Origin of the sequence: Phytohabitans sp. LJ34 (genome assembly GCF_052068095.1) — a bacterium.
Lineage (GTDB): Bacteria > Actinomycetota > Actinomycetes > Mycobacteriales > Micromonosporaceae > Phytohabitans.
Genome location: NZ_JBQHDG010000024.1, coordinates 77,603 through 103,934, shown reverse-complemented (window position 1 = coordinate 103,934; position 26,332 = coordinate 77,603). Strand labels below are relative to the sequence as shown.

Sequence of the window (26,332 nt, the reverse complement as noted above, 5' to 3'; positions counted from 1 at the left end):
GCGCGGCGCAGCGCGTCGAGGAAGCCCCACAGGTGGTCCGCCGCGAGCCGGCGAGGGTCGTCACCGATGGTCGAACACCTCCTCCGCGTGGCGTTCCAGGACGCGGGTGTCCTCCTCGTCCTTGATGAGCAGGCCCAGCGCCCGCCGCAGCGCGCGCGGCCAGCCACCGGCGCCGCCGGCGAGGGCGGCGGCGCCGCGTGCCCAGTCGACCGACTCGGCGATGCCCGGCCGCTTCAGCAGCGGCAGCGCCCGGATCCGCCGCACCGCCTCGACGAGCGCGGTCGCGGCCTCCTCGGTCAGGCCCGGCACGTGCGCGTGCAGGATCGCCCGCTCGCGCTCCGCGTCCGGAAAGTCGATCCAGTGGTACAGGCAGCGGCGGCGCAGCGCGTCATGCAGCTCGCGGGTGCGGTTGGAGGTGAGCACGACGACCGGGACGTGCGTGGCGCGCAGCGTGGCCAGCTCCGGGATCGTGATCTGGAAGTCGCTCAGGAACTCCAGCAGAAACGCCTCGAACTCGCTGTCGGCCCGGTCGATCTCGTCGACGAGCAGCACCGCGCCGCGCGCGGAGCGTACCGCGCGCAGCAGCGGGCGCTGGAGCAGGAACTCCTCGGCGTACAGGTCGCCGATCTCCTGCCCGCGCGACTCGGCGGTGCGCACCCGCAGCAGCTGCTTGGGATAGTCCCACTCGTAGAGGGCCTGACCGGAGTCGAGCCCCTCGAAGCACTGTAGGCGGATCAGCTCGCGGCCGAGCACGCGGGACAGCACCGCGGCGACCTCGGTCTTGCCCACGCCCGGCTCGCCCTCGAGCAGCAGCGGCCGCCCGAGGAGCAGAGCCAGGTGTATGGCCGTGCGGAGGCCCTCGTCGGCGAAGTAGCCCTCCCGCGCCAGCGCCGCCGCGAGCCGCTCTTCGCCGAGGACCATCAGAACAGCTCGTGCGGCGTCGTCAGCACGTGTACCCGGCTGGACGTGTGCGCGCCCGCGTCGGCCGCCGCGGCCTTGCCGTGCTCCGAGGCGAACGCGGCCACCCGCGCCTCCTCGTCGTCGAAGTACAGCTCGTTGACCGCGTCGTAGGGGGCGTCCTCGGGCACCGCCACGTTCACCGTGTAGCGGCGCAGGCCGGGCAGCTTCTTCGCGAACTCAAGGTGATCCTCGACGACCCACTTCGCGAACTCCTCTTTGGACAAGCCATCCGCGCGCTTGAGTAGCGAGACGACCTTGAGCATTGCGAATCCTCCTGTTAGTAGTTTCCGCCGCGCAGCTCGTCGAGCCCGCGCAGTACCCGTTCCGGCGTGAAGGGCATGGTGTCCAGCCGCACGCCGCAGGCGTCGAAGATGGCGTTGGCGATCGCCGGGATCGGCGCGTTCGCGGTCATCTCGCCGATCCCCTTGGCGCCGAACGGCCCATTGCTCGCCGGCCGTTCGAGGATCGCGTTGTGGTACGCGGGGATGTCCGCCGCACCGGGCATCAGGTACTCGTTGAAGTCGCCGGGCCCGTGGTCGCGGGCGGGGTAGTAGGGCTCGGTCGCCTCGAAGAGCGCGTGCGACATGCCCATCCACGCGCCGCCCTCGACCTGCTGGGCCACCAGCGCAGGGTTGAGCGCCCGCCCGATCTCGTAGACGTTGTGCATCTCCAGCACCTCGACGACACCTGTCTCGTCGTCGACTTCGACCACCGCCACCGTGCAGGCGTGTGCCTGGCACGAGTCGGGGTCCATCTCGCCGGTCTCCGGCACCGGGTCGTTCTTCTCCTTGAGGAAGATGCCCCGGCCCGAGATGGTGCGCCCGTGGGTGAAGTGCGCGGCCAGCGCCAGGTCGGTGATGTGGATCCGCTTCTCCTCGGCGCCCCGGACCTGGATGTAGCCGGTGCCGTCGGTCTCCAGGTCGCCGGCGTCGACCTCCAGCTCCTCCGCGGCGACCGCCAGCATCACCTCACGTGCCTCGGCGGCGGCCATGATGACCGCGTTGCCGACCCGGTGGGTGCCGCGGCTGGCGAACGTGCCCATGCAGTGCGGCCCGGTGTCGGTGTCCGCGGTGTCGACGAGGACGTTTTCGATCGGCAGGCCGAGCGTCTCCGCGGCACACTGCGCGACCACCGTCTTCAGGCCCTGCCCGAGGTCCACGGAGGACAGTGACACCACGAACGTGCCCGTGGTGGTGGCGTGGACGAGCGCCTGCGACGGGTCGCCGCCGAGGTTCATGCCGGTGGGGTAGTTGACCGAGGCGTATCCGCGCCCGCGCAGCCTGGCCATGCGTCAACGCCCCTTCCGGTCCAGAGAGGACATCCGGCGGTACTCGTCGGGAAGCTCGTGCCCCACCATCTCCGCGGCCTTCTGGATGACCTCGACCAGCGCGGTGCCCTCGGCGACCTTGCGGTGTGCCTTCATGTCGCCGTCGCGGTAGGCGTTGATGAGCCGCAGCCGCAACGGGTCCATCGAGAGCGCGCGGGCGATGCGGTCCATCTGCGACTCCAGCGCGAAGTCGCCGATCGTGACGCCGAAGCCGCGCATCGCGCTGGACGGGGTGCGGTTGGTGTAGACGCAGTGGCAGTCGACCCACACGTTCGGGATGCTGTACGGCCCCGGCATGTGTGCCGCCGCCTTCGTGGTGCCGTACGGGCTGTGCCGGGAGTAGGCGCCGGCGTCGACGTACAGCGTGACCTTCCGGCCGGTGATGCGGCCGTCGGCCAGCACCGCGTCCTTGATGTAGATGCGCTCGGCCGCCCGGGGCGAGGAGACCTGCATCTCCTCGTACCGGCTGTACACGTACTTGACCGGCCGCCCGGTCAGCATCGCGGCGACGCAGGCGACCGGCTCGACCGCGATGTCCACCTTGCCGCCGAAGCCGCCGCCGACCGTGCCGCCGACGATGCGCAGCTTGTTGAACGGGGTGCCGAGGATCAGCGCGGTGTTGTCGAGCGTGAAGAAGCAGGCCTGCGTGTCGGAGTGGATGCGCAGCCGGCCGTCGGGCTGCGGCACCACGACGCAGCCCGTGGTCTCGGTGGGCGCGTGCTCGATCGGCGCCGACTGGTAGCGCCACTCGAAGACGTGGTCGGCCGCCGCGAACGCCTCCTCGACGTCGCCGAACCGGATCCGCCGGCAGTGGTGCCCCTCGTACGTGAAGTAGTTGTTGCCGTGGTACTCGTTGACGATCGGCGCGCCTTCGGCGAGTGCCTCCTCCACGTCGAAGACGGCCGGCAGGTCCTCGTACTCGACCCGCACCCGGGCGGCGCCCTCGTGCGCGGCGGCCTCGGTCTCGGCGACGACCGCGCAGATCGGCTCGCCGAGGTAGCGCACCTTCCCCTCCGCCAGCACCGGCTCGTCGTCAGGCTGTACGCCGATCAGCTTGAGCGGGGTGAAGACGTTGTTGGGGATGTCGGCGTGGGTCAGCACCCGTACCACGCCCGGCACCGCGAGCGCCGCGGACACGTCCACTGTGGTCAGCCGGGCGTGGTGCCGCGCCGAGCGGTGCGTCTTCAGGTGCAGCAGGTCCGGCGGCGTGAGGTCCTCGAAGAACGCGGTGCGGCCGGTGACGTGGCCGAGCGCGTCCGACCGCTGCACCACCGAGCCGATCACCGTGAAGTCTCCGGCCGGCTCGTCCGGGAAGTACGCGCGGTCGATGGGATTGGTCTTCATGACCGCCGCCGCGCCGCCGCGTCGAGGATCGCGTCGACGATCGGGCCGTATCCCGTGCAGCGGCACACGTTGCCGCTGATCGCCTCCACCACGTCGGCACGCGTCGGGTCGGGGTTGCGGTCGAGCAGCGCCTCGGCCGCCATGATCATACCTGGGGTGCAGAAGCCGCACTGGGTGGCGAACCCCTCCAGGAAGGCGCTCTGCACCTCGTCGAGCTCGCCGTCGCGGGCCACGCCTTCGAGCGTGTGCACCGAGGCGCCGTCGACGGTCTCCACCGCGACGAGGCAGGCCATCACCGGCCGGCCGTCGAGCAGCACGGTGCAGGTGCCGCAGCCGCCCTGTGCGCAGCCGCGCTTGGCGGCCGTCAGGCCCAGCGTGTCGCGGAGGCTGGACAGCAGCGAGGTACCCGGTGACGCGAGGAACTCCCGCGACCGTTCGTTGACGCGGAGATTGACCACCGATGACGCCATGCCGTCGACCTCTCTAACCGAGGAACGCTCTGCGGAGATGAACGGGGAGGACGCGCGAGCGGTACCAGGCGCTGGCGTACGCGTCGTCGAACGGGGCGATGTCGGCGCGGGCCGCCCGCCCGGCCTCCTCCAGCACGCCGCTCTCCAGTGGACGTCCGATGAGGACGGTCTCGGCGGAGACCGCGCGGACCGGCGTGGGAGCCACGCCGCCGAGCGCGATCCGCGCGGACGTCACGACCCCGGCTGCCGTCTCCACCACCGCGGCGACCGCGACGATGGCGGCCGAGTTGAGCTTGCGGCGCATCGCCTTGTGGTAGAACCACGTGCCCGGCGCGGGCACGGCCAGCCGCACGGCCGTCACCACCTCGCCGGACGCGACCCCGCCGGCGAGCACCGCGCCGACCGGCACCTCCCGGTGCCCACCCGGGCCGGTGATGTCGGCGCTGGCGTCCAGCGCGAGCAGGCACACGGCGAGGTCGCCGTAGGGCTGCGCCACGAAGAGGTTTCCACCGACCGTGGCCAGGTTGCGGACCGTCGGCGAGGCGACCGTGCGCACCGCGCCGCGCAGGAACGACAGCTCTTGGCTTTCCTCGACCTCGGCGAGCGTGGTGGTCGCGCCGACGCGGGCGATCGGGCCGTCGAGCTCGATCCCGCCGATGCCGGCGCGGCGCAGGCTGACCAGCTCGGGGAAGCCGACCGCGCCGTTGTTGACCTGGGGCATCACGACCGTGCCGCCGGCCATCAGCCAGCCGCCGGCGGCGGCGTGGCCCACGGCGGCCGCGACGGAGTCCGGAGTACGCACTGCCGAGATCATCGACCGTCCTCCTTCACCGACTATCGATAATCGGTTACAGCGACGTTAAGACCGCGCGCCTCGCCACGTCAAGGTCAGCACGTGGTTACGATGGCGCCATGACGCCCGACGAGCCCGCCGTCACCCCGCTTGTCACGCGGATGACGCTGGCACAGCAGATCCGCGAGTCACTCGTGGTCCGCATCGTTTCGGGCGAGATCCAGCCCGGCGAGCGGCTCGTCGAGACCAAGCTGGCCGCGATGTACGGCACGAGCCAGGCCCCGGTCCGCGAGGCGCTGCGCGACCTGGAAGCCATGCGCATGGTGGAGACCCGGCCGCGGCGCGGCACGTTCGTCCGCCACTTCGTGCAGCAGACGCTCCGGGAGAGCTACGTCGTCCGCGCCGCCCTGGAGGAGACCGCCACCCGGCTGGCGATGCTGGCCGGCACCGTGCCCCTGGAAGCCCTGCGGGCCGAGGTGAAGGCCATGCGCGCGGCGGCGCGTGCCGACGACGCGGCGGCCGCCGCCCGGGCCAGCGTCGCGTTTCACCGGCACATCGTCGACGCGGCCCGCAACGAGCTGCTCAAGCTCTCCTGGGAGGCGCTCCAGATCGAGGCCCGCACCTCGGTGACGATGGTGGCCGCCGAGGTAAAGCTGAAGGACATCGCCCGCGACCACGCCGAGCTGCTCAGGTCCATAGCGGACGGTGACCTGGAGACCGCCTGCAAGCACGCCCGCGACCACCAGTGGCACTACGCCGACCTGCCGCACGACGCCCACGGCCGGGCCCGTCGCCAGGTCAGCTGACGGCGGGCAAGGCCGGCGGGGTCAGCCCGCGCAGGGGTCGGTGCCCGGGGTGCCGGGGCGGGCGATGCCGCGCTCGTCCAGCAGGCGCTCCATCCGCGTCGGCCACGACGACATCAGGCCGTCCGCGCAGGCGTCGATCAGCGCGTTGTACGTGGGCTCGTCCTCGGGCGCGGTGCCGCTGAACCACACGTGCACCGCGTACCCGTCGGCGTGGGCGCGGGCGATGAAGGCCGGCGTGGCGATCGGGACGCCCTGGTAGGTGACCGGCACCTGGAGGGCGACCGTGCCCTCGATCGGCCGTACCCCGGCGAAGAAGTAGTTGGTCAGCCCCTGGAGCCCCGGCGCCAGCGCGACCGCCGGCGCGAGCCGGTGGAACTCGGCCACCGCGGCGTCGTTGAACGAGGTCACGATGACGCCGCGGGTGCGGCCGGTCCTGGCGAGGAGGTCGGCGAGCAGCCGCGCGTTGTGCAGGAACGACTCGGTGTCGGCGTCGCTGGTGCCCTTGATCTCGATGCTGAGCGGCACGTGCCGGAAGGTGCGGAGGATCTCGCGCAGCGTCGGGATCGCGAAGTCGCCGGCGTGGTAGCCGCGCGGCGGTCGCTTGTCGTGGGTCCGGACCCCGCGCAGCGGGTACGACTCCGGTGGCAGGCCCGGCACCGCGTTCCGGCCCGGCACGAAGTGGTACGCCGCGTCCAGTTTGCGTAGTTCGCGGTATGTCTTCTCGCGGATCAGGCCGCTGCCGTCCGTGGTGCGGTCGACGGCCGCGTCGTGGCTGGCGACCAGCACGTCGTCGGCCGTCGAGTGGACGTCCAGCTCCAGTACGTCGGCGCCGACGCGCACCGCCCGCTTGAACGCGTACATCGTGTTCGACGGCGCCTCGCTCTCGCCGCCCTGGTGCGCGATGTGCAGAAACCGCTTCTGCGGCCAGGGGACGGGTCGCCCGCCGGCGCCGGCCGGGGCGGCGCCGACCGTGAGCGCGGCCATGGACGCGATCATGGTGGTGGCGGTGACCCGCCGGAAAAGTCGAGTAGCCCGCATCGGGACAGTATGCGTCGATCCACCGATGTGTTGGCTACCTGGTCGAACAACCGCGAACAAGGTCGAACGAGGTTGGTACGGGCGTCTGCCGACATCGTGCGAACAGGCGAGCCGAGGCGCGGGCATCGATGGGTATTCTCCCGGTCCATACGCGTAGGGGAGGGGCATGTCGCCGCACCGCCGGGTCCTGTCCGGGCTCCTCGCCGCCGTGCTCGCGGCCGGCGCGTTCGCGATCGTCGAGCGCGCCTCCGACGTGGTCGCCGCCGCCGTGGTGCTGCCGTCCGGGTTCCAGGAGCAGACCGTCTACTCCGGACTCAACCTGCCGATGAATATGGAGTTCGCGCCCGACGGGCGGGTCTTCGTGGCTGAAAAGCGCGGCCGGATCCTGGTCTACGACGGCCTCGCCGACCCGACGCCCACGACGTTCGCCGACCTCTCCGCCAACGTCCACAACCAGAACGACCGCGGGCTGCTGGGCCTGGCGCTGCACCCGGGTTTCCCCACCGAGCCGTGGGTCTACGTGCTCTACGCCTACGACGCCCCGCCCGGCCAGACCGCCCCGGTGTGGCACGACAACTGCGGCGACGTCGGCGGTGCCAACAGCGGCCGGTGCGTGGTCAGCGCGCGGGTCTCCCGGCTCCAGGCGGCCGGCAACGTGATGACCGGCGCCGAGCAGGTCCTGGTCAGCGGCTGGTGCCAGCAGTTTCCCAGCCACTCGGTCGGCGACCTCGACTTCGGCGCGGACGGCATGCTCTACGTCTCGGGCGGCGAAGGGTCCAGCTACAACTACGTCGACTACGGGCATCTGGGCACGCCGACCAACCCGTGCGGCGACCCGGCCAACGAGGGCGGCGCGCTGCGCGCACAGGACGTGCGTAGCACCGGCGACCCGGCCGGGTTCAGCGGCGCGATCCTGCGCGTCGATCCGGAGACCGGGCTGGCCGCGCCGGGCAACCCGCTCGCCGCGAGCGGCGACGCCAACGCGCGCCGGATCGTGGCGCACGGCATGCGCAACCCGTACCGGTTCACGATGCGCCCCGGCACCAACGAGGTGTGGGTCGGCGACGTCGGCTGGAACGACTGGGACGAGCTCAACCGGATCGCCGACCCGCTCGCCGGCGTGACCAACTTCGGCTGGCCCTGCTTCGAGGGCGCCGGCCGCCAGTCCGGGTACGACGCGGCGAACCTCCCGCTCTGCGAGAGCCTCTACACGGCCGGTGGCGCGGCCGCGCCCTACTACGCGTACGGCCACGCGGGCACGGTGGTGCCCGACGACGCCTGTCCCAGCGGCGGCTCGGCCCTCTCCGGGGTCCAGTTCTACCCCAACGACGGGCCGTACCCGGCGCAGTACCGCGGCGCGCTCTTCTTCGCCGACTACACCCGCAACTGCATCTGGGCGATGCTCCCGACGGCCTCCTCGGGCGGCCTGCCCGACCCGGCCAGCCGGCTCACGTTCGCCTCCGGGGTGTCGACACCGGTCGACCTCGCCGTCGGTCCCGGCGGCGAGCTGTACTACGTGGACATCATGGGCGGCACGGTCCGCCGGATCCGCCACTTCGCCGGCAACCAGCCGCCCATAGCCACCCCGGTCGCGACACCGACGTCCGGTCCGGCACCGCTCGCGGTCACGTTCGACGGCTCCACGTCGTCCGATGTGGACCCGGCGGACCAGGGGCGGCTGCGGTACGAGTGGGACTTCACCGACGACGGCACCGTCGACGCCACCACCGCGCGGGCGACCTTCACCTACCCGGCCGGCGGCCCGTACACGGCACGGCTGACCGTCTACGACACGCTCGGCGCGAGCGGCACGGGCGTCGTCACGATCCAGTCCGGCAACGGCGCGCCGGTCGCCGTCATCGACAGCCCGACCGCCGCGCTTACCTGGCGGGTCGGGGACCTCGTCACGTTCACCGGGCACGCGACCGACCCGCAGCAGGGCCGGCTGCCCGACTCGGCGCTGCGCTGGCGCCTGCTCCAGCACCACTGCTACGCGGCCGACAGCTGCCACGTCCACACCTACCAGGAGTGGAACGGCGTGGCGAGCGCGTCGTTCTCGGCGCCGGACCACGAGTACCCGTCGCACCTCGAGCTGGTGCTCAGCGCGACCGACTCGTCCGGGCTGGAACACACCACCCGCATGCGGCTCAACCCGCGGACGGTGCCCCTGACGTTCACGAGCAGCCCGCCCGGCCTCCAAGTGGTGGTGGGTTCGACGGCGCAGGTGACGCCGTTCACCCGCACCGTCATCCAGGGCTCGGGCAACTCGGTCAGCGCGGTCACGCCGCAGGTGGTCGGCGGCGCCTCGTACACGTTCCTCACCTGGAGCGACGGCGGCGCGCAAAACCACGTCGTCCAGGCGCCGCAGACGGCCACGACCTACACGGCGACGTTCACCTCGGTCACCAGGGTGCCGCGGGCCGACCTGCGCGTGCGCGGGTTCGACAGCCAGGAGACCGTCGGCGAGAACGGTCGCGCCACCAACGCGATCGACGGCAACAAGGCGACGTACTGGCACACCCGCTGGAAGGGCGCCGCGCCGCCGCACCCGCACCACGTCGACATCGACCTCGGCGCGACGTACCCGGTGACCGCCCTCCGCTACCTGCCGCGGCAGAACGCCGACTACGGTCGCATCGCCGCGTACGAGGTGTACGCCTCGACCGACGGCGTCAACTGGGGTACACCTGTCGCGAGTGGACGGTTCGGCAACTCCGCCGCCGAGCAGGCCGCGGCGTTCGCGCCCAAGCCGGCGCGATACCTGCGGTTGCGCGCGCTCGGTGAGGTCAAGGGCCGCGCCTGGACCACGGTGGCGGAGCTCGGCGTTGGAGTGGTCGCGCGGCTGCCGCGGTCGACCATCACCGTGCGCGGGTTCGACAGCCAGGAGACGGCCGGCACGGACGGGCGCGCGGTAAACGTGCTCGACGGTGACAAGGCGACGTTCTGGCACACGCGGTTCAGCGGGGCCACCCGGCCGCACCCGCACAACATCGACCTCGACCTCGGCGCGACGCGGACGGTCAGCTGCGTGTACGTGCTGCCCAGGCAGGACGTCAACCGCGGGCGGATCGCCCGCTACGAGGTGTACACGTCGATGGACGGCACCGCCTGGATCCCGCGCGCCGCGGCCGGCACCTGGCCCAACGGCAACGCCGAGCGGGCCGCCTGCTTCCGGGCGAAACCCGCCCGGTATGTGCGGCTGCGTGCCCTGTCCGCGGTCGACGGCCAGGCCTGGACGACCGTCGCGGAGATCAACGTCGCCGCCCTGTGACGGGCCGCCCGGCGATCACGCCGCCCGTGTGTTATGCCGGCAGGCGGGTATCGCGCCTCGTTTGGGAGGTGACGCGTGTCCGGTAGGGCGAAGCTCTGGTTGGGGATCGCCATCGTGGCGGTCGTGGTAGTGATTGTCATCGTCGCGCTGTCCGCGGGCGGCGGTGGGGGCGGGGGCGGAGGCGGTGGTTACTGACCGCGGGGCGTAACGCGTGGCCCGGGGGCTAGCCTGTCCCGGTGTCGTCGATGTTGCGCCCGGCCCGCGTGGCCGTCGCGGTGGCCCTGGCCATCCTTACCGGCGGGTTCGCGCTCGCCGCCCCGGCCCGGGCGGACCGGCCGATGCGCCTGGACGGCCAGGTCACCGACGAGGTGGGCGCCCTGGACGGGCGCCGCGCCGAAGTGGAGGCCGCGCTCGACCGGCTGCGGGCCGACGGCGGGCTGCGGCTCTTCGTCGTGTACGTACGCTCGTTCGACGGCACGCCCGCCCAGCAGTGGGCCGACGAGACCGCCACCCGCAGCGACTTCGGCCGGCGCGACGCGGTGCTCGCCGTGGCCACCCGCGACCGCTCGTACGCGTACGCGTTCGACACCGAGTTCCCGCTGACCGACACCCAGCTCGACGTCGTCGCCGCGGTGGCGATCGAGCCGGCGCTGTCGGCCAACGACTGGGCCGGCGCGGCGGTCGGGGCCGCCGACGGCTACCGGGCCGTGCTCGCCGGCCAGGCGGTGCCCAGCCCGCGGATCCGGCCGGGCGAGGCCGACCCCGGCGGCGGTGGCGGCGCCGGCACGTGGATCGCCGGCGCGCTCTGCCTGCTCGCCGTCGTGGCCGGTGTCCTGCTGGTCCTGTGGCTGCTGCGGCGCCGCCGGCCACGCCCGCCGGCACCGGCCGGGCCGAGTACGGCCGAGCTGACCACCAGGGCCAACGACCTGCTCGTCGAGCTCGACAACGACCTGCGCACCAGCGAGCAGGAGCTGGCCCTGGCCACCGGCCGCTACGGCGCGGAGGCGACCGCGTCGTACACCGCGGCCCTGGAGAGCGCGCGGCAGGACGTCGCCGAGGCGTTCCGGCTGCGGCTGACGCTCGACGAGACGCCCGGCCCGGACGAGGCGACCCGGCGAAGCACGCTCGAGGAGATCATCCGGCGGTGCACTGCGGCGGACGGCCGGCTGGACGCGGAGTCCGAGGCGTTCGACGCGCTGCGTGACCTGGAGGCCCGGGTCGAGGCCGAAGCGGCCGAGGCGACCGAGCGGCGTACGGCGCTCGAGGCGCGCATCCCGGCGGCGTCCGCCGCGCTCGACGCGGTACGCGCCGGCTATGTCGGCCCGGCGGCGACCGCGATCGCCGGCAACGTCGACCAGGCGCGGCAGCGGCTGGAGTTCGCCGCGTCCGTGACCGCGCAGGCCACCGAGGCCGTCGCGGCCGGCGACCGCCCGCGCGCCGCGCTCGCCGTGCGCGCGGCCGAGGAGGCGCTCGACCAGGCCGGCACGCTGCTCGACGCCGTCGAACGCGGCCGCACCGACCTCGACGCCGCGCGAGCCGGCATCGACGCCCTCCTGGCCGAGGTCGAGGCCGACCTCGCCGCCGCCCGGGCGGCGCGGCAGGCAACGGCGGGTTCGGCGGCCGAGGTCACCGCGTCACGGCCGGAGACGGCGGGCCTGCCGGCCGAGGTCACCGCGTCACGGCCGGAGACGGCGGGCCTGGCGGCCGCGGTCGCCGTCGCCGAGCAGGCCCTCGCGGCGGCGCGAGCGGCGGTCGCCGCACCCACGATCGACCCGCTCTCCGTGACCGCCCGGCTGGAAGCAGCCGACGCCGCGCTCGACCGCGCGCTCGCCGAGATCCGCGACGCCGGCGAGCGGGCCGCGCGGGCCCGGGCGATGCTCGACCACGCGCTGCTCGCCGCCCGCGCCGAGGTGGCCGCCGCCGGTGACTTCATCGCCACCCGCCGGGGCGCGGTCGCCAGCCAGCCGCGCGCCTGGCTGGCCCAGGCGCAACAACACCTCGCCCGCGCCGAGGCGCTGGCCGCGTCCGACCCGGCCGCCGCGCTGCCCGAGGCCCAGCGGGCCAGCCAGCTCGCCGCCGAGGCCGGCCGCTCCGCACAGTCCAACGTGGACCAGTGGTCGCCACCCGGCTTCGGTGGCGGTGGCGGCGGCACGGACGTCCTGTTGGGCGTACTGCTCGGCGGCATCCTGTCCGGCGGTGGCGGCGGTGGCCGTTCACGCGGCTGGGGTGGCGGTGGGTTTCGCGGCGGCGGCTTCGGCGGCAGCGGCAGCCGCGCCCGCCGCACCGGCGGAGGCCGCTTCTGAACCCGCCGGCCTAGTCCCGCGTTCGGGAGGATCGTGCAAGACCTCGCGCGGATCGGTCTACGCCGGCGTCGTCCCCGGCGTTTCGATGGGAGTACCGATCCGAAACGCGAGGAGAACACGCCATGCCGCTCGACCGCTACGTCACCCTCGGCCGCTCGGGGCTGCGGGTCAGCCCGTTCGCGCTCGGCGCCATGACCTTCGGCGAGGACCCCGGTGGCGCCGGGTGCGGCGTCGAGGAGTCGGAGAAGATCCTCGCCAGCTACCTCGACCGCGGCGGCAACTTCGTCGACACCGCCAACTTCTACACCAACGGCCACTCCGAGAAGATCCTCGGCGACTTCTTCGCCGCACACCCCGGCCGCCGCGAACACGTGGTGCTGGCGTCCAAGTTCTTCGGCAACATGCATCCCGGCGACCCCAACGGCGGCGGCGCCGGCCGCGGCGCCATCATCGCCCAGCTCCACGAGACCCTGCGCCGCATGCGCACCGACTACCTCGACCTCTACTGGCTGCACAACTGGGACCGCAACACGCCCGTCGAGGAGACCATGCGCACCCTCGACGACCTGGTGCGGGCCGGAAAGGTGCGCTACCTCGGCTTCTCCAACACGCCCGCCTGGGTCGTCGCGCGGGCCCAGACCATGGCACAGCTGAAAGGTTGGACCCCGCTGGTCGCGCTCCAGGTCGAGTACTCGCTGCTGGCCCGCACCGTCGAGGGCGAGATCGCCCCGCTGGCCCGCGACCAGGGCATGGCGCTGGTCCCGTGGAGCCCGCTGAAGAACGGCTTCCTCTCCGGCAAGTACCGCCGTGGCGCCCAGGTGACCGACTCCGCCCGTACGGCCTACGTCGGCGGCCCCACCGACGACGAGTACAAGGTCATCGACACCGTCGCCGCGGTCGCCGACGACCTGGGGACCACCTCGGCCGCGGTCGCACTGGCCTGGCTACACGCCCGCGAAGGCACGGTGGTCCCGATCGTCGGCGCCCGGCGCGTCGAGCACCTGGAGGCCAACCTGGCCGCCCTCGACACGACCCTCACCCCGGCACACCTGGCTCGCCTCGACGGGGTGTCCACTCCGGACCTCGACTACCCGGCACCGCTGAACGGCCCGCTGCGCGCCATGCTCCAGTTCGCCGGCACCACAGTGGACGGCGAACCGTCCACCGTGTACCCACCTCTCCTACAAAGCGACGTCCGCTACTAGAGACCTTTCGGGGTCAGGGTCGCCGTTCGTCGTGCGTTGTTTCAAGGCAGATTTGCCCACGTCCGCGTCAGCTGCGGACCGTATGCTCCCGCGGGCACCGTTCCCGGCCGGCGGCTCGCAGCGCTCGCCGAACCCCCCGGCCGTCCACTGCCAGCTCCGCGGTGCAAGCCCCGAGCGGGTCGGCGCGGCCCCCACCCGCGCCACCCTGACGCAGCGTAACCAGCCAAACGGGCCAGACTTCGAGATCTAGGAGACTTAGGGTTGAAATAGCGCCCTAACTCTCTCCTAAATCTCGAACCTCGCGCCCGCTCGCACCCTCGTGGCGGTTACCCGCGGCGACGACAACCCCGTTGCCTTCCCGGATCGCCGATCCGGGAACAGACATTGTGGACAAACGTCGGCCACCGCCTGGCGCGAGCTCCGTCACCACGCCCCCTTTCCTCCCGGCCGGTTGCGCGCAGGGTGATCGCGACCAGCGGCGGACGGGTGAGGCCGCGGGAGCAGCGGTCTGGACCGCGACGGACATCGCGGTAGCCCAGTTTCGGGGCCGCGACGTCCGCCACTAGGCGCCGCCCGGGGGGCTAGGCGCGGGACGAGCTGCGGCGGACTACCAGGTCGGGGGTGAAGACCAGGTGGTTTTCCTCGGGCGGTGGGGTCTCGCCGAGCACCGCGAGCAGCAGGTCTATCGCGGCCACGCCGAAGTCTTCGTGGGGCGGGCGCACCGAGGAGAGCGGCACGAACGAGTTTTCCGCGTACTCGATGTCGTCGTAGCCGACCACCGCGACCTCCTCCGGCACGTCGACGCCGCCGGTGGCGAGGGTTTGCACGAGGCCGATGCCGAGCAGGTCGTTGACCGCGAAGATGCCGTCGGGGCGGCGGCCCTGGGTGCGGCCGATCAGCTCGGCGGCGACCTTGTGGCCGGTGGCGATGACGCGGGGCTCGCTCGCGATGATCTCCAGGGTGGCGGAGCCGGACTCGCGGATCGCGTCGCTCGCGCCCTGGAGGCGGTCGGCGACCTGGCGGATGGAGAGCGGGCCGCCGACGAAGGCGATGTGCTGGCAGCCGATGTCGACGAGGTGGCGGACCGCCGTGTAGCCGCCGGAGACGTCGTCGATGGAGACCGACGGCTGGGCCGGTGCGCTGGCCCGCTGGCCGACCAGCACCGAGGGGGTGCCGCGCCCGCGGATGGCCGCCAGGCGGTCTTCGATGGCGCGCGGTGACGCGACGAGCATGCCGCGCACGCCGTGCTCCTCGAAGAGGTCGAGGTAGGAGTCTTCGCGGGCCGGGTCGCCGCCCGAGTTGGCGACGAACACCGACAGCCCGGCCTGGGCGGCCCGCCGCTCGACGCCCTCGGCGATGGTGGCGAAGAACGGGTTGCTCACGTCCGGCACGATGTACGCGATCGTGGTGCTGTGGCCGAGCCGCAGCTGGCGGCCGGCGTTGTTGCGGACGAAGCCGAGCCGGTCGATGGCCTCCTGGATGCGCTTCGCCTTCTCCGCCGACACCCGGTCGGGGTGGTTGAGGAAGTGCGACACCGTGCCCATGGAAACGCCGGCCGCCGCGGCGACCTCCCGGATCCCAACTCTCGGCACCTCGAACCCCATGCTGCTAGTAAACGTGATCGCGTCCTACGGCGTGGGCGCGGTCTCCAATCGGAGCATCCGGGCGATCACCCGGTCGAGCTCGGCATCGTCGAATATCTTCTTCCAGTCGGGCCGCACGATGGTCTCGCGCCCGTAGTCCATGGCGATGCGGCACCCGTCGGAGAACGGGTTGGCACCGCGCAGCGTATTACTCAGCGCGACCTGGATGTGCCCGTGCAGCATCGCGCGGGCGGCGCCCTCGGGCACCCCGACCGTGTGGACGGTCTCGTGGAGCGCCTCGCGGAGCAGGTCGCCGACCATGCACGCCACCGTCTCCACCAGCGTCGGCTCCAGCACGGCGAGCTGCTTGACGGTGACCCAGTGGAGGTCGAGCACCGGGCCGTACATGACGCGGATGACCTCCTCGGCCACGGCGCGTTCCGCCTCCGGGCCCTCGAACGCGGCCACCACGTCCTGCGGGGCGGCCACGCCACCGAAGCTGTCCGCGTACTCCTCGGGCGCCGTCCGTTCCAGGAAGACCGAGGGGTGGCACGGGTGGGCGACCGCGTAGTGGACGTCGTCGCGGCGGTGCAGGACGCCCGCGTAGGCCGCCGCGGGGTCGAGCGTCAGCACCGTCGCGCCCGCCCGCAGCAGCGGGACCACCGCGGCCGACACCGCCGCGAGGGCCACATCGGGTACCGCCAGGACGACCACGTCCGCGTCGGGCGCCGCCGTCCCGGTCTCGGACAGGGGCCGGCCGGCGGCGGCGACCCGTTCGCGGCCGGCGGGGGCGTTCTCCACGTAGCGCACGTCGTGGTCGGTGCGCGCCAGGTTGTCCGAGACGCGCATGCCCATCTTGCCGCCCGCGCCGATCACCGCGATCTTCATGCTCTCCTCCTCAGGTACGCGAGGTTGTGCGCGGTCCAGCGGCGCTCCAGCGCCACCGTGCCGTCCTCGTCGCCTTGCCACGGCAGCCAGTGCTCGATCACCTGACTGATCCCTCGCTCAGCCGGCCGCACCCGTGCGAAGAGCCGGTCGAGGTCGAGCGCGCCCTCGCCGAGCGGGGCGCCGGCCAGGCGGAAGCCGACCCAGCCCTCGTCCCGGGTGAAGGCGAAGTCTTTGACGTGCAGGTTGACCACGTGCGGCGCGGCCGCGTCGACGACGTCGTCGGGGTGTTCCAGCGCGGCCACGCAGTTGGCCGGGTCGAGGCAGATGCCCAGGTGGGGATGGTCGATCCGCTCGACGAGCGCGACGAGCTGCGCGGAGGGCACCCGCTCGTAGGTCTCCAGCGCGATGGTCACGCCCGCCGCCGCATAGCGCGGCAGCACCGCTTTCAGCTCGCCTTCCGCGGAGGGCCCCGTCACCATCGTGCGCACCAGGCGGGCGTGGAGGTGGGTGGCCAGCCGCAGGTACGCGTCGAGGTGCGCGACCGCCGTGCCGCGCGTGCCGAGCTCCAGCGCCACGCCCGCGTCCCGCGCCCGCGCCGCGAGCGCGTCCAGCCGCGCGTCGTCGAAGCCGGCCACGTCCGGGTGGTCGCAGATCTGGAACACCTCGGCGCCGAGCGCGGCCGTCCGGTCGAGCATCTCCTCGACGGTCAGCGGCTCGGCGACGCGGGGGGAGTGCTGCCAGAAGAAGGCGTACGTGCTGAGGCCGATCATCCGCTCAGCGCCTCCGCTTCGTCGAGCACGTCGGCGAGCGCGGCCGGGTCGTGCGCGAACCGGCCCAGGAACAGGCCGTCCACCGCGCCGCCGAGCTTGGTCAGCAGGCCGGGTCCGGCGCTGCCGCCGTAGATGACGGGGTGCCCGCCGCCGCGCAGCGCGTGGCAGATGGCCGCGATGTGGTCCGGGCCGGCCGGCTCGGCGGCACCGATCGCCCAGACGGGCTCGTAGGCGACGATCGCGGGAGCCGCCGCAGCGGCCGCGTCCAGCTGCCGCAGGCACTCGCAGGCCGCCCCCGGCCCGGGTGACGTCTCACCGACGCAGATCACCGGCGTCAGTCCACTGCGGAGCGCGGCCGCCGTCTTGGCCGCCACCACCGTGTCGTCCTCGCCGAAGAGGCGGCGGCGCTCGGCGTGCCCCACGACCGCGTACCGGCAGCCGAGCGCGGCGAGGTCGGCGCCGCTGACCGCGCCCGTGTACGGCCCCCGCTCGGCCCAGAACAGGTCCTGTGCGCCGACCGCGAGCGCCGAGCCGCGCACCCGGTCGAGCACCAGCGGGATCGCGGGCAGGCTCGGCGCCACCCACAGCCGTACGCGACCGTCCACGATGGCCGGACGGTCGGCGGCCAGCGCCACCACCCGCTCGCACCAGTCGAGTGTGGACGGGATGTCGACGTAGAGCTTGAGGCTGACCCCGATCGTCAGCATGGGGCCTCCGCGTCGTAGCCGTCGAGCACGCGCACCTTCTCCGCCGAGGGCGAGCTTTCGTCGAAGCGGTGGGTCAGCCACTCGCGGGCCAGGCGGCGGGCCAGCTCCAGGCCGACCACGCGCTGACCGAGCGCGAGCACCTGGGCGTTGTTGCTGAGCACGGCGCGCTCCACCGAGTACGAGTCGTGCGCGGTCACCGCCCGCACGCCCCGCACCTTGTTGGCCGCGATGGCGACGCCCAGCCCGGTGCCGCAGACCAGCAGGGCCCGGTCGGCCTTGCCGTCCGCGACCAGCTGGGCGGCGGCGACCGCGATGTGCGGGTAGGCGGTGCGCCCGTCGGCGGCCACCCCGACGTCCACCACGGACTCGACGAGCTCGCTCGACTCGAGATCCCGCTTGAGGACCTCCTTGTAGTCGTATCCGGCGTCGTCCGAGCCGACCACGATCCGCCAGCGACTTCTCATGCCTGTGCCTCCACTGTGTCCAGAAGCGCGCGCAGCAGCAGCGCCAGCGACGTCGCGCCCGGGTCGGGGGTGCCGCGGCTCCGCTCCCCGTGCGGCCGCGCCCGGCCCTTCCGCGGCAGGAGGGCCGCGGTCGCGCGGGCGGCCCGCTCCGCCACCGGCACGGCCGCTTCGAGCGCGGTCCGCGCCCCGCCGGCCGCTGCGGCCTCGAACGCGTCCCGGAACGGCACCAGCACGTCGACCATCGTCTTGTCGCCGACCTTCGCGCCGCCGGCGTCCACGATGGCGTCCGTCGCGGCGGCGACCGCGAGCGCGAGCGCGGCCGCCGCCGGCTCGTCCCGGTCGCCGACCACCTCGCCGAGCGCGCGCAGGCCCACGCCCCACAGCGCCCCGGAGGTGCCGCCGGCCCGATCCGCCCAGGCGTCGCCGGCGAGGCGCAGCGCGGTGCCGGTGCCGCCGCCCGCGGCCACCACCCGCCCGGCCGCCTCGAAGGCCGCCTCCGCGCCGCGCCGCATGCCGATGCCGTGGTCGCCGTCGCCGGCCACCGCGTCGAGCCGGCCGAGGTGGTCGGCGTGCTCGCCCAGGACCCGGACCGCGGCGGCGAGGGCGTCCCGCACCGCCGCGGCGCCCCGCCGGCCGGCCTCGGGGGCGCTCTCTATTTCCCTGGTACGCACGGGTGCCTCACCGCCGGCGGGCACAGTGCCCGTGGCGACGGTGCCTTTGCGGTAGGCGGGCGTGTCGGCCGCGGCCCTCCACAGTGGCTCCAGCTCGTCGTCGAGCCAGCACAGGGTGAGCGAGACGCCGGCCATGTCGAGGCTGGTGACGAGCTCGCCGACCTCCGGCTCGACGATGTGGACGCCGGCCGCGTCGAGGCGCTCGGCGACCGCGCCGTACAGCACAAAAAGCTCCTCGTACTTGACCGCGCCGAGTCCATTGAGGATCGCGACCGCCCGCCCGTCCCGCGCCGCCGTCAGGTCCTCGGGAAGCTCGGCCAGCAGCGCGTCGACGAGCCGGCCGGCCAGCTCGTCCGCGGTGGGCACGTCGGCCTCCTCGATGCCGGGCTCGCCGTGGATGCCCATGCCGACGGCCATCCGCCCGGCCGGCACGGTGAACAGCGGCTCGCCCGCGCCCGGCAGCGTGCACCCGCCGAAGGCCACGCCGAGCGTGCGGGTGCGGTCGTTGGCCCGCCGCGCCACCCGGGCCACCTCGTCGAGCGGGCGCCCTTCCGCCGCGGCGGCGCCGGCCACCTTGTACACGAAAAGGCCACCGGCTATCCCACGACGGAGCGCGCGGTCGCCCGGGGGTGCGCTGGAGATGTCGTCGGTGACCAGGACGGTCTCGCACGGTACGCCGTCGGCGCGCAGCCGGGCCTGTGCCTGGTCGAAGTTGAGCACGTCGCCCGCGTAGTTGCCGTAGCCGAGCAGCACGCCCCGGCCGCGGTCGGCGGCGCGGGCCACGCTGTAGACCTGCTGGGCCGAGGGCGAGGCGAAGAGGTCGCCCATGGCGGCGGCGCTCGCGAGCCCGGGCCCGACCAGGCCCGCGAACGCCGGGTAGTGCCCGGAGCCACCGCCCACGACGAGCGCGACGTGCGGAGCCGGCTCGACGGTGCGGCGCGCCACTCCGCCCGGCACGGGGCGCACCCACGCCCCGAACGCCCGCGCGAACCCCGCGGCGGACTCCTCCGCGAAGCGTGCCGGGTCGTTTGCCAAGCGGGTCACGAGCGCACCTCCGTGATTGAAACGTGTCAAGCATAGCGGATCATGCCGGCTACCGGAACAGCCGAAATCCCTGGGATACTTCGGCACATGGCCGCGTTGACCGCTCCCAGCAGCAAGCTTGAAACGTTAGCGACAGGCACGCGATGGGGCGAAGGTCCGGCGTGGTTGCCCGCCGCCGGCCGGTTGCGGTGGAGCGACATCCCGAACGACCGGATCCTCGAGTACGCACCGGACACCGGCCGCACCACCGTCCACCGCACCGAGGCGGGCTTCGTCAACGGCCGCACCCTGGACGCGGCCGGTGCCGTGGTGCACTGCTCGCACGGGCGGCGCGCGGTGGAGCGCGAGACGGCGACCGGCGTGGCCACGATCGTCGACACCTGGGACGGCAAGCGCCTCAACTCGCCCAACGACGTCGTGGTCGGCCCGGACGGGGCGATCTGGTTCACCGACCCGCCCTACGGCATCCTCTCGGACCGGCAGGGCCACGTCGCCGAGCCCGAGTACGGCGGCTGCTACGTCTTCCGCCACGACGAGCGCACCGGCCGGACCACGCCCGTGGTCACCGACATGGTCCACCCCAACGGCCTGGCCTTCTCGCCCGACGGCCGCACCCTGTACGTGTCGGACACCTCGGTCCTGCACCGCCCCGCCGGCCACCACCACATCCGCGCGTACGACGTGACGCCCGACGGCACGTGCGAGCGCGGCCGCGTGCTGGCCGAGATCTCACCCGGCTGCCCGGACGGCCTCCGCGTCGACGAGGAGGGCCGAATCTGGACCTCCAGCGGCTCGGGCGTGCAGGTGCTGGGCCCGGACGGCGCGCGCCTCGGCGAGATCCCGGTGCCCGAGGTCGTCTCCAACGTCTGCTTCGGCGGCCCCGACCTCTACATCACGGGGGCGACACGCCTCTACCGCATCCGCATCCGCGTCCCGCGTCGCTAGTGCGGTGGCACGGACGCTTACCCGGCCCGGCGAAGCCGGCCAACCGCGCGGGTCGGTGCGGCTGTGGCCGCACCCGTTGTGACACGGCGTTACCGGCCCGGGGCCGGGACTTCGAGATCTAGGAGAGTTAGGGCTGAAATAGCGCCCTAACTCTCCTAGATCTCCACCATCCACGTCCGCGTTCCTCGCGGCCGTTACTGCTGGTGACAGGCTTCGCTGCCCGCCATCCGCGTCGACCCGGCTACGGACATCGTGGACAAATCCTCACCCCCGCCGGGGTCAGCGTGACCAGCCGCGAAGGGTGAGGCCGCGGGAGCAACGGTCCGGACCACGACGGACATCGCGGTAGCTCAAATCTCCGTCCTAAAGGAATTCGAAAGCCCGACCCCGAAAGGTCTCTAGTGGCCCGGCCAGTGCGTCCAGGTGCGCAGGACCGGCGCGAGCGCCTGTTCCTCGAACGCGAGGTGCTCGTGCAGGTGGGTGGTCAGGCTGTCGAGCGCCTCGACCAGCCGCACGCGGGCGGCGTCGCCGTCGCTCCCGAGGTCTCGGGCGGCCGCCTCGATCTTGTCGAGGAGGTCGCTGACGGTGCGATGGTCCTCCTCCAGCCGGTCGACGGTCCCGGCGAGGTGGGGTGCCGCCCGGCGCACCGCGGGGAAGAGCATGCCGTCCTCGCCGCCGTGGTGCGCGTGGACCAGCTGGCAGTAGCCCAGGCAGTTGGCCTTGAGCTGAAGGAGCGGACCCCGCGCGTGCAGGGCGTCCAGGCCGTCGCGGACCCGCACCGCCGGCTCGCCGGCCGCGGCCGCCGCGGCGATCTCCTTCACGGCGGCGAGGTCGCGGCGGAGCATGTCGTGCACGCGCAGCAGCTCGCCGAACAATGAGGCTTCTCGTGTCGTCACGCACCCAGGCTCGTCGAGGTCCGGCCCGCTCGGCAAAACCGGGTTAGTAACTTACGATCGGTAAGTGACTCAGATTGGTGTGGCCGACGACGCGACGTGCGAGGCGTTCCAGCCGATCCTGGAGCTGATCGGCCGGCGCTGGGTCGGCGTGATCCTGCTGGCCGGGGCGCACGGGGCCCGGCGGTTCGGGCAGTACCGGGCGCTCGTCACCGGCATCTCCGACCGGATGCTGACGCAGCGGCTGCGCGAGTTGGAGCGCCAGGACCTGATCACGCGGACGGTGATCCCGAGCTCGCCGGTGCAGGTCCTCTACGCGCCCACGGCCCGGGGTGAGCAGCTGATCGAGGCGTTGCGGCCGCTGCTGGCGTGGAGCCTGCGGCACCCCGACTTCGTCCACCGCTGAGGTCACGGGCCGAGCGGCTCGGGGATCTCGGCGCCGCACTCGACGAGCGTGTCGGTCACGACGCGGATGGCGTTGAGCGCTCGCGGAAAGCCGGCGTACTGCACGACGTGGATCACCGTCTCCAGGATCTCGGTCGGCGTCAGGCCGGCGTTCAGCGCGCCCCGCGTGTGGCCCTTCAGCTGGGGTTCCAGCCCGCCGAGGGCGACAAGTGCGCCGAGGGTGATCATCTCGCGCTGGGCCAGGGTCAGGCCGGGGCGGGAGTAGATGTCGCCGAAGTTGAACTCGATGCCGTACCGCGCCAGGTCCTGGGCCAGGCCGGTCTGCATGGCGATCAGGCCGTCGGCCTTGCCTTCGCCGTAGAGCTCCTCGAACTTGCGCTTGCCTTGTTCCAGCCGGTCGCTCACGTGCGAACCTTTCAGATCGAGTGCCCGCCGTCGAGCGGGAGGACGACGCCGGTGATGTTCACGGCGGCGGGTGACGCCAGAAACACGATCGTCTCGGCCAGGTCGCCTGGCTCGCCGAGCAGGCGGGTCGGGATCTGGGCCAGCAGCGCCTCGCGGCGTTCCGGCGTGTCGCGGTCGCGGCCGGGCGTGGCCTGCGCGCCCGGTGCGATGCAGTTGACGGTCACGCCCCGCTCGGCCACCTCGATCGCGAGCGCCTTGGTCAGGCCGACCACGCCTGCCTTCGCGGCCGCGTAGGCGGTGGCGCCGCGGACCAGGCGGCCGCCGGCGATGGCCGCCACCGAGGCGATGTTGACGATGCGGCCGTGCGACTGGGCGAGCATCGACGGGAGCACGGCGCGGGTGACGTTGAAGACCGTGGTGAGGTTGCGGTCGACCTGGGTCGTCCAGGTCTCGTAGCTCATCTCGTGGAAGAACGCGACCGCGCCGCCGCCGGCGCCGTTGACCAGGATGTCGACGCCGCCCCAGACGCCGGTGACCCGCCCGACGGCGGTCTGGACGGCGTCGAAGTCGGTGAGGTCGACCGGCTCGGTCAGCGTCAGCGCGCCGTTGGCGGCCAGGCCGTCGGCGTTGAGGTCGAGGCCGGCCACCTGGGCGCCCTCGGCGGTCAGGTGCTTGGCGATGACGGTGCCCAGCGCGCCCGCGGCGCCGGTGACGACGGCCCGCTTGCCGGAGAGCTTCACTGCGGCCTCCTCCAACCCCTACTTGAAACCTGTCAAACGTCAGTGAATGTTACGGGCCATACCCGTGGCAAGGGGAATGCCCTGCACCTGTGAGATCCTTGACATCGTGTTGGTGGCAGGGCTAACCTCCGCTTTGAAACGCTTCAAAGTCCCGCCGCGCTTCACGAGGAGGAAACGTGTCGGTAGCGAAGACAGGGCGCCGCGGGTGGGCCGTCCGGGTGACGGCCGCAACGGGGGCGGCGCTGCTGCTCGCCGGGTGTGCGTCTGACAACGGTTCGGGTGGCGGCGGGTCCGCTCCCGACAAGTTCAGCCTGCTCACCCCGGCGGAAAATGCGATCATCCGGGACGAGCTGACCGCGCTGTCGAAGAACCAGTGCGCCACGGCCGAGCAGGCCCTGCCACTGAGTAGTGAGACCGTCGCACAGTCGGACGTCGTACAGAAGATAACGCTCCTGGCCAGCCAGGACGCGCTGCCGGTCATGTTCGTGGCCGGCACCGCCCAGGTGAAGCCCACCGGCGACCTGGGCAAGGGCAAGCTGATCGTCGACTACGAGCAGACCCTCAAAGAGCTCGGGGTCTGGGACAACATCCTGCCGGCCGCGGCCTCGACCGTGAAGTCGGCCTACGGCTCCATGGCATCGCTGCCGTTCCAGTACAACATCGAAGGCATCTTCTACAACAAGAAACTCTTCGCCGACAACGGTGTCCAGCCGCCGCAGACCTGGGACGACCTCGTCGCGGCCGGGCGGAAGTTCAAGGGCGCCGGCGTCGTGCCGATCACCGAGGCGGGCAGCCAGGGCTGGCCGATCACCCGGCTGATCGGCATGTACCTCTTCCGCAGCCTCGGCCCGGACGCGATGCTCGCGATCCAGAAGAACGAGGCCAAGCTGACCGACCCGCAGTACGTGGCGGCCGCCAAGGCCGTCGCCGACCTGGGCACCGCGGGCATGTTCGGCGACGGGATCACCTCCCGCACCACCGACGCCGCGAACGCGCAGTTCCTCAACGGCCAGGCCGCGATGATGTACAACGGCTCGTGGTTCCTGGCCAACCTCAACGACCCCAAGCAAAACAAGATCGGCGCGGAGAACGTCGGCTTCATCCCGTTCCCGAACGTGGCCGGCGGCAAGGGTGACAGCTCGCAGTGGCCGGCGAACGCCGGTGCGGCGACCGCCCTCGCCACCAAGTCCTACACGCCGAAGGTCGGCGACTGGCTCAAGTGCGTCGCCGAGAACTACGGCAGCAGCGTGTTGCAGAATCAGGGCGTGATCTCCGGCTTCCGTACCAACCAGCAGGTCAGCAACGTGCCACCGCTGACATCGCAGCTCCAGGAGATCGTCAGCAAGGCCAGCCAGACCGTGCTGTGGTTCGAGGCGCTCATGGACGCCAAGACCACCTCGGACGCGCAGACCAACGCCGCCCTGCTGCTCACCGGGAAGATGGCGCCCGACAAGTACATGGCCACGCTCCAGGCGGACCTGGACCAGGCACGCTGACCCAGCTGGAAGGGAAGCCACGTGCAGAGCGTCCTGGGTGACAAGAAGGCGATCCTGATCCTTCTCGGTCCCGCGCTGCTCGTCTACACGCTCGTCAAGCTGGTGCCGGTGTTCTGGTCGCTGGGCCTGACCTTCTACACCGGCAACCCGCTGAGCGGATTCGACTTCATCGGGCTCGACAACTTCAGCCGCTTCGCCGAGGATCCGCAGGCCCGCTCGGCGCTGTGGTTCACCCTGAAGTACGCGTTCGTACTCTCGGCCGGCCAGATCGTGCTGGGGTACGCGCTCGCGCTGCTGTACGTGTTCGTGCTCCGGCGGGCGTCCACGTTCGTCCGCACGGTGGTGTTCTTCCCGACGGTGCTGCCCACGGTCGCGGTCGCGCTGCTGTTCAACAGCCTGTTCGCGACCGGGCAGCAGCAGGGTCCGGTCAACGCCGGGCTGGAGGCGGTCGGCGGGTCACCCGTCGACTGGTTCTCCACCGGCACCGGCACGTTCGTCGTGGCCATCGTCATGGAGCTGTGGCGCTCCATGGGCTTCTACGCCGTGCTGCTCTACGCCGGCCTCGTCGACATCCCGGAGGAGACGCTGGAGTCGGCGAGGCTGGAAGGGGCGACGGGATGGCGGCTGGTGCGACACGTCGTGCTGCCGCTGTCCCTGCCCGTCCTGCTCTCCTCGGTCATCTTCAGCATCAACAACACCCTGAAGGTCTTCGACACCCTGCTCGCGCTCAACAACGGCGGGCCGGGCGGCGAGACCACACCCCTGACGCTGTACATGTACCGCACCGTCTTCAACTACGCCGACTACGGCTACGGCAGCACGATCGCGTTCGTCCTCACGGTCATGTGCCTGCTGGTGACGCTCGTGGTGTTCCGGTCGGCCCGACGCGACATCACGAGGGCCTGATGACGACGCTCACCGAGGCGCCGGCGCGAGCGGCGCACGCCCGTACACCGGCACCCCGCCGCCGGGCCGGCCGCACGCTGCGGCGGCTGCCGGTCCGGATCCTCATCGGACTGTTGGTGGTCGTCGAGCTGTACCCGTTGGTGTGGCTCGTGCTCGGCTCGTTCAAGACGCAGGACGAGTTCTTCAGCAAGCCGACCTGGGCGCTGCCGGAGGGCTTCAACCTCGACAACTACACCGAGGCCTGGTCCGGCGGCGGCCTGGGCCGCAACGTGCTCAACAGCGTGCTGGTCACCGTGCCGTCGCTGGCCTTCATGATCCTGCTCGGCGTCGCCGCGGCGTACGCGCTGGAGGTGATGGTGTGGAAGGGCCGCGGCACGGTGCTGCTCGCGTTCGTCGCCGGCATCATGATCCCCGGGCAGATGATCCTGGTGCCGCTCTTCACCGTCTACTTCCAGGCCGGGCTCACCAACACGTTGTGGCCGCTCATCATCACGTACACGGTGATGGGCCTGCCGCTGACGGTCTTCCTGATGGCGGCGTACCTGCGCGCCATCCCGCGGGAGATCTTCGAGTCGGCGGCAGTCGACGGCGCCGGCATGCTGCGCAGCTTCTTCCGCATCGCGGTGCCGATGATGCGCAACGCGATCGTCACCATCGCGCTCGTGGAGTTCTTCAGCGTGTGGAACGACCTGCTGATCGCGCTCACCTTCACCACCCGCGACGAGCTGGCCACCGTCCAGGTCGGACTGTTGCAGTTCAGTGACGAGTACGGCTCGACGCAGTACGGCCCGCTGTTCGCCGCGATCAGCATCAACGTGCTCGGCATCCTCGTGCTGTACCTCTTCCTCAACCGCCAGATCATGGCGGGCTTGGCGGCGGGGTCGGTGAAGGGATGAGG

General features: G+C 72.3%; 25 protein-coding genes. 9 read left to right on the top strand and 16 right to left on the bottom strand.

The features are described 5' to 3' along the window. Positions 1-60: 60 nt before the first annotated feature. Genes ACTMTJ_RS35570 through ACTMTJ_RS35545 form a run of 6 tightly spaced genes read right to left on the bottom strand, consistent with a single transcriptional unit; the run spans position 61 to position 4,915 of the window. Entirely contained in the window at positions 61-921 is an 861-nt protein-coding gene (locus ACTMTJ_RS35570; protein ID WP_441223080.1) for an AAA family ATPase, read from the bottom strand. Continuing rightward, positions 921-1,223: an EthD family reductase gene (locus ACTMTJ_RS35565; RefSeq protein ID WP_441223079.1), complete on the bottom strand. Its 303-nt coding sequence runs from the start codon at positions 1,221-1,223 to the stop codon at positions 921-923. Before ACTMTJ_RS35565 ends, ACTMTJ_RS35570 begins: the two co-directional genes overlap by 1 nt. A 14-nt stretch (positions 1,224-1,237) precedes the next feature. Beyond that, positions 1,238-2,248, bottom strand: coding sequence for a xanthine dehydrogenase family protein molybdopterin-binding subunit (locus ACTMTJ_RS35560; protein ID WP_441223078.1), 1,011 nt, complete (start codon positions 2,246-2,248; stop codon positions 1,238-1,240). Between the two features lie 3 nt (positions 2,249-2,251). Beyond that, entirely contained in the window at positions 2,252-3,631 is a 1,380-nt protein-coding gene (locus ACTMTJ_RS35555; protein WP_441223077.1) for a xanthine dehydrogenase family protein molybdopterin-binding subunit, read from the bottom strand. Beyond that, entirely contained in the window at positions 3,628-4,101 is a 474-nt protein-coding gene (locus ACTMTJ_RS35550; RefSeq protein ID WP_441223076.1) for a (2Fe-2S)-binding protein, read from the bottom strand. The genes ACTMTJ_RS35555 and ACTMTJ_RS35550 overlap by 4 nt, the downstream gene beginning before the upstream one ends. Before the next feature lie 13 nt (positions 4,102-4,114). Further along, the gene (locus ACTMTJ_RS35545; protein WP_441223075.1) at positions 4,115-4,915 is read right to left on the bottom strand and encodes an FAD binding domain-containing protein; all 801 of its coding nucleotides are present in this window, start codon (positions 4,913-4,915) and stop codon (positions 4,115-4,117) included. A 98-nt stretch (positions 4,916-5,013) separates the two neighbouring features. Between ACTMTJ_RS35545 and ACTMTJ_RS35540 the strand changes: the two genes are divergently transcribed. Next, a complete protein-coding gene (locus ACTMTJ_RS35540; RefSeq protein ID WP_441223074.1) occupies positions 5,014-5,700 on the top strand; it encodes a GntR family transcriptional regulator in 687 nt (228 codons plus the stop codon). 21 nt (positions 5,701-5,721) lie between these two features. Here ACTMTJ_RS35540 and ACTMTJ_RS35535 read toward each other — a convergent pair whose 3' ends face one another. Continuing rightward, positions 5,722-6,738 carry a glycerophosphodiester phosphodiesterase gene (locus tag ACTMTJ_RS35535; protein WP_441223073.1) on the bottom strand — a complete coding sequence of 339 codons (1,017 nt, stop codon included), beginning with the start codon at positions 6,736-6,738 and terminating at the stop codon, positions 5,722-5,724. A 166-nt stretch (positions 6,739-6,904) separates the two neighbouring features. On the opposite strand from ACTMTJ_RS35535, the gene ACTMTJ_RS35530 reads away from it, so the two are divergent. The 3 genes from ACTMTJ_RS35530 (at position 6,905) to ACTMTJ_RS35520 (ending at position 13,517) form a co-directional block, all read left to right on the top strand. Next, complete coding sequence (locus tag ACTMTJ_RS35530; protein ID WP_441223072.1) at positions 6,905-10,009, top strand: discoidin domain-containing protein; 3,105 nt, start codon at positions 6,905-6,907, stop codon at positions 10,007-10,009. Between the two features lie 245 nt (positions 10,010-10,254). Next, positions 10,255-12,312: a TPM domain-containing protein gene (locus ACTMTJ_RS35525; protein ID WP_441223146.1), complete on the top strand. Its 2,058-nt coding sequence runs from the start codon at positions 10,255-10,257 to the stop codon at positions 12,310-12,312. Positions 12,313-12,434: 122 nt separating this feature from the next. Beyond that, positions 12,435-13,517 (top strand): aldo/keto reductase, encoded by a 1,083-nt coding sequence (locus ACTMTJ_RS35520; RefSeq protein ID WP_441223071.1) that lies wholly within the window; start codon positions 12,435-12,437, stop codon positions 13,515-13,517. A 581-nt stretch (positions 13,518-14,098) separates the two neighbouring features. Here the strand turns inward: ACTMTJ_RS35520 and ACTMTJ_RS35515 are convergent. From ACTMTJ_RS35515 to ACTMTJ_RS35490, 6 genes are read right to left on the bottom strand one after another with little or no spacing between them, the layout of a single operon-like run. Continuing rightward, on the bottom strand, positions 14,099-15,121 hold the full coding sequence (locus ACTMTJ_RS35515; RefSeq protein ID WP_441223070.1) for a LacI family DNA-binding transcriptional regulator: 1,023 nt from the start codon (positions 15,119-15,121) through the stop codon (positions 14,099-14,101). A 24-nt stretch (positions 15,122-15,145) separates the two neighbouring features. After that, complete coding sequence (locus ACTMTJ_RS35510; RefSeq protein WP_441223069.1) at positions 15,146-15,988, bottom strand: phosphogluconate dehydrogenase C-terminal domain-containing protein; 843 nt, start codon at positions 15,986-15,988, stop codon at positions 15,146-15,148. Continuing rightward, positions 15,985-16,758 carry a sugar phosphate isomerase/epimerase family protein gene (locus ACTMTJ_RS35505; RefSeq protein WP_441223068.1) on the bottom strand — a complete coding sequence of 258 codons (774 nt, stop codon included), beginning with the start codon at positions 16,756-16,758 and terminating at the stop codon, positions 15,985-15,987. Before ACTMTJ_RS35505 ends, ACTMTJ_RS35510 begins: the two co-directional genes overlap by 4 nt. Continuing rightward, complete coding sequence (locus tag ACTMTJ_RS35500; RefSeq protein WP_441223067.1) at positions 16,755-17,465, bottom strand: triose-phosphate isomerase family protein; 711 nt, start codon at positions 17,463-17,465, stop codon at positions 16,755-16,757. Before ACTMTJ_RS35500 ends, ACTMTJ_RS35505 begins: the two co-directional genes overlap by 4 nt. Continuing rightward, entirely contained in the window at positions 17,459-17,929 is a 471-nt protein-coding gene (locus tag ACTMTJ_RS35495; RefSeq protein ID WP_441223066.1) for a ribose-5-phosphate isomerase, read from the bottom strand. The genes ACTMTJ_RS35500 and ACTMTJ_RS35495 overlap by 7 nt, the downstream gene beginning before the upstream one ends. Then, complete coding sequence (locus ACTMTJ_RS35490) at positions 17,926-19,644, bottom strand: dihydroxyacetone kinase family protein (RefSeq protein WP_441223065.1); 1,719 nt, start codon at positions 19,642-19,644, stop codon at positions 17,926-17,928. The genes ACTMTJ_RS35495 and ACTMTJ_RS35490 overlap by 4 nt, the downstream gene beginning before the upstream one ends. Before the next feature lie 42 nt (positions 19,645-19,686). Between ACTMTJ_RS35490 and ACTMTJ_RS35485 the strand changes: the two genes are divergently transcribed. Continuing rightward, positions 19,687-20,589 (top strand): SMP-30/gluconolactonase/LRE family protein, encoded by a 903-nt coding sequence (locus ACTMTJ_RS35485; protein WP_441223064.1) that lies wholly within the window; start codon positions 19,687-19,689, stop codon positions 20,587-20,589. Between the two features lie 398 nt (positions 20,590-20,987). On the opposite strand, the gene ACTMTJ_RS35480 is transcribed toward ACTMTJ_RS35485, so the two are convergent. Continuing rightward, positions 20,988-21,485, bottom strand: a complete 498-nt coding sequence (locus tag ACTMTJ_RS35480) for a hemerythrin domain-containing protein (RefSeq protein ID WP_441223063.1) — start codon at positions 21,483-21,485, stop codon at positions 20,988-20,990. Between the two features lie 64 nt (positions 21,486-21,549). Between ACTMTJ_RS35480 and ACTMTJ_RS35475 the strand changes: the two genes are divergently transcribed. Then, positions 21,550-21,888: a winged helix-turn-helix transcriptional regulator gene (locus ACTMTJ_RS35475; protein ID WP_441223062.1), complete on the top strand. Its 339-nt coding sequence runs from the start codon at positions 21,550-21,552 to the stop codon at positions 21,886-21,888. Between the two features lie 2 nt (positions 21,889-21,890). Here ACTMTJ_RS35475 and ACTMTJ_RS35470 read toward each other — a convergent pair whose 3' ends face one another. Together ACTMTJ_RS35470 and ACTMTJ_RS35465 are read right to left on the bottom strand one after the other, a co-directional pair. After that, the gene (locus tag ACTMTJ_RS35470) at positions 21,891-22,292 is read right to left on the bottom strand and encodes a carboxymuconolactone decarboxylase family protein (RefSeq protein WP_441223061.1); all 402 of its coding nucleotides are present in this window, start codon (positions 22,290-22,292) and stop codon (positions 21,891-21,893) included. 11 nt (positions 22,293-22,303) lie between these two features. Beyond that, positions 22,304-23,032 carry an SDR family oxidoreductase gene (locus tag ACTMTJ_RS35465; protein ID WP_441223060.1) on the bottom strand — a complete coding sequence of 243 codons (729 nt, stop codon included), beginning with the start codon at positions 23,030-23,032 and terminating at the stop codon, positions 22,304-22,306. Between the two features lie 176 nt (positions 23,033-23,208). Between ACTMTJ_RS35465 and ACTMTJ_RS35460 the strand changes: the two genes are divergently transcribed. Genes ACTMTJ_RS35460 through ACTMTJ_RS35450 form a run of 3 tightly spaced genes read left to right on the top strand, consistent with a single transcriptional unit; the run spans position 23,209 to position 26,330 of the window. Beyond that, positions 23,209-24,528 (top strand): ABC transporter substrate-binding protein, encoded by a 1,320-nt coding sequence (locus ACTMTJ_RS35460; protein ID WP_441223059.1) that lies wholly within the window; start codon positions 23,209-23,211, stop codon positions 24,526-24,528. Between the two features lie 21 nt (positions 24,529-24,549). After that, a complete protein-coding gene (locus ACTMTJ_RS35455) occupies positions 24,550-25,434 on the top strand; it encodes a carbohydrate ABC transporter permease (protein ID WP_441223058.1) in 885 nt (294 codons plus the stop codon). Then, on the top strand, positions 25,434-26,330 hold the full coding sequence (locus ACTMTJ_RS35450; RefSeq protein ID WP_441223057.1) for a carbohydrate ABC transporter permease: 897 nt from the start codon (positions 25,434-25,436) through the stop codon (positions 26,328-26,330). The genes ACTMTJ_RS35455 and ACTMTJ_RS35450 overlap by 1 nt, the downstream gene beginning before the upstream one ends. Positions 26,331-26,332: the final 2 nt, after the last annotated feature.

Bases quoted from the DNA above. Each gene is read 5' to 3' on its own strand.
- ACTMTJ_RS35550 (WP_441223076.1), bottom strand. From the start codon at position 4,101: ATGGCGTCATCGGTGGTCAATCTCCGCGTCAACGAACGGTCGCGGGAG.
- ACTMTJ_RS35545 (WP_441223075.1), bottom strand. From the start codon at position 4,915: ATGATCTCGGCAGTGCGTACTCCGGACTCCGTCGCGGCCGCCGTGGGC.
- ACTMTJ_RS35555 (WP_441223077.1), bottom strand. From the start codon at position 3,631: ATGAAGACCAATCCCATCGACCGCGCGTACTTCCCGGACGAGCCGGCC.
- ACTMTJ_RS35535 (WP_441223073.1), bottom strand. From the start codon at position 6,738: ATGCGGGCTACTCGACTTTTCCGGCGGGTCACCGCCACCACCATGATC.
- ACTMTJ_RS35510 (WP_441223069.1), bottom strand. From the start codon at position 15,988: ATGAAGATCGCGGTGATCGGCGCGGGCGGCAAGATGGGCATGCGCGTC.
- ACTMTJ_RS35485 (WP_441223064.1), top strand. From the start codon at position 19,687: ATGCCGGCTACCGGAACAGCCGAAATCCCTGGGATACTTCGGCACATG.
- ACTMTJ_RS35565 (WP_441223079.1), bottom strand. From the start codon at position 1,223: ATGCTCAAGGTCGTCTCGCTACTCAAGCGCGCGGATGGCTTGTCCAAA.
- ACTMTJ_RS35450 (WP_441223057.1), top strand. From the start codon at position 25,434: ATGACGACGCTCACCGAGGCGCCGGCGCGAGCGGCGCACGCCCGTACA.
- ACTMTJ_RS35530 (WP_441223072.1), top strand. From the start codon at position 6,905: ATGTCGCCGCACCGCCGGGTCCTGTCCGGGCTCCTCGCCGCCGTGCTC.
- ACTMTJ_RS35570 (WP_441223080.1), bottom strand. From the start codon at position 921: ATGGTCCTCGGCGAAGAGCGGCTCGCGGCGGCGCTGGCGCGGGAGGGC.
- ACTMTJ_RS35505 (WP_441223068.1), bottom strand. From the start codon at position 16,758: ATGATCGGCCTCAGCACGTACGCCTTCTTCTGGCAGCACTCCCCCCGC.
- ACTMTJ_RS35495 (WP_441223066.1), bottom strand. From the start codon at position 17,929: ATGAGAAGTCGCTGGCGGATCGTGGTCGGCTCGGACGACGCCGGATAC.
- ACTMTJ_RS35520 (WP_441223071.1), top strand. From the start codon at position 12,435: ATGCCGCTCGACCGCTACGTCACCCTCGGCCGCTCGGGGCTGCGGGTC.
- ACTMTJ_RS35525 (WP_441223146.1), top strand. From the start codon at position 10,255: ATGTTGCGCCCGGCCCGCGTGGCCGTCGCGGTGGCCCTGGCCATCCTT.
- ACTMTJ_RS35515 (WP_441223070.1), bottom strand. From the start codon at position 15,121: ATGGGGTTCGAGGTGCCGAGAGTTGGGATCCGGGAGGTCGCCGCGGCG.
- ACTMTJ_RS35500 (WP_441223067.1), bottom strand. From the start codon at position 17,465: ATGCTGACGATCGGGGTCAGCCTCAAGCTCTACGTCGACATCCCGTCC.
- ACTMTJ_RS35560 (WP_441223078.1), bottom strand. From the start codon at position 2,248: ATGGCCAGGCTGCGCGGGCGCGGATACGCCTCGGTCAACTACCCCACC.
- ACTMTJ_RS35540 (WP_441223074.1), top strand. From the start codon at position 5,014: ATGACGCCCGACGAGCCCGCCGTCACCCCGCTTGTCACGCGGATGACG.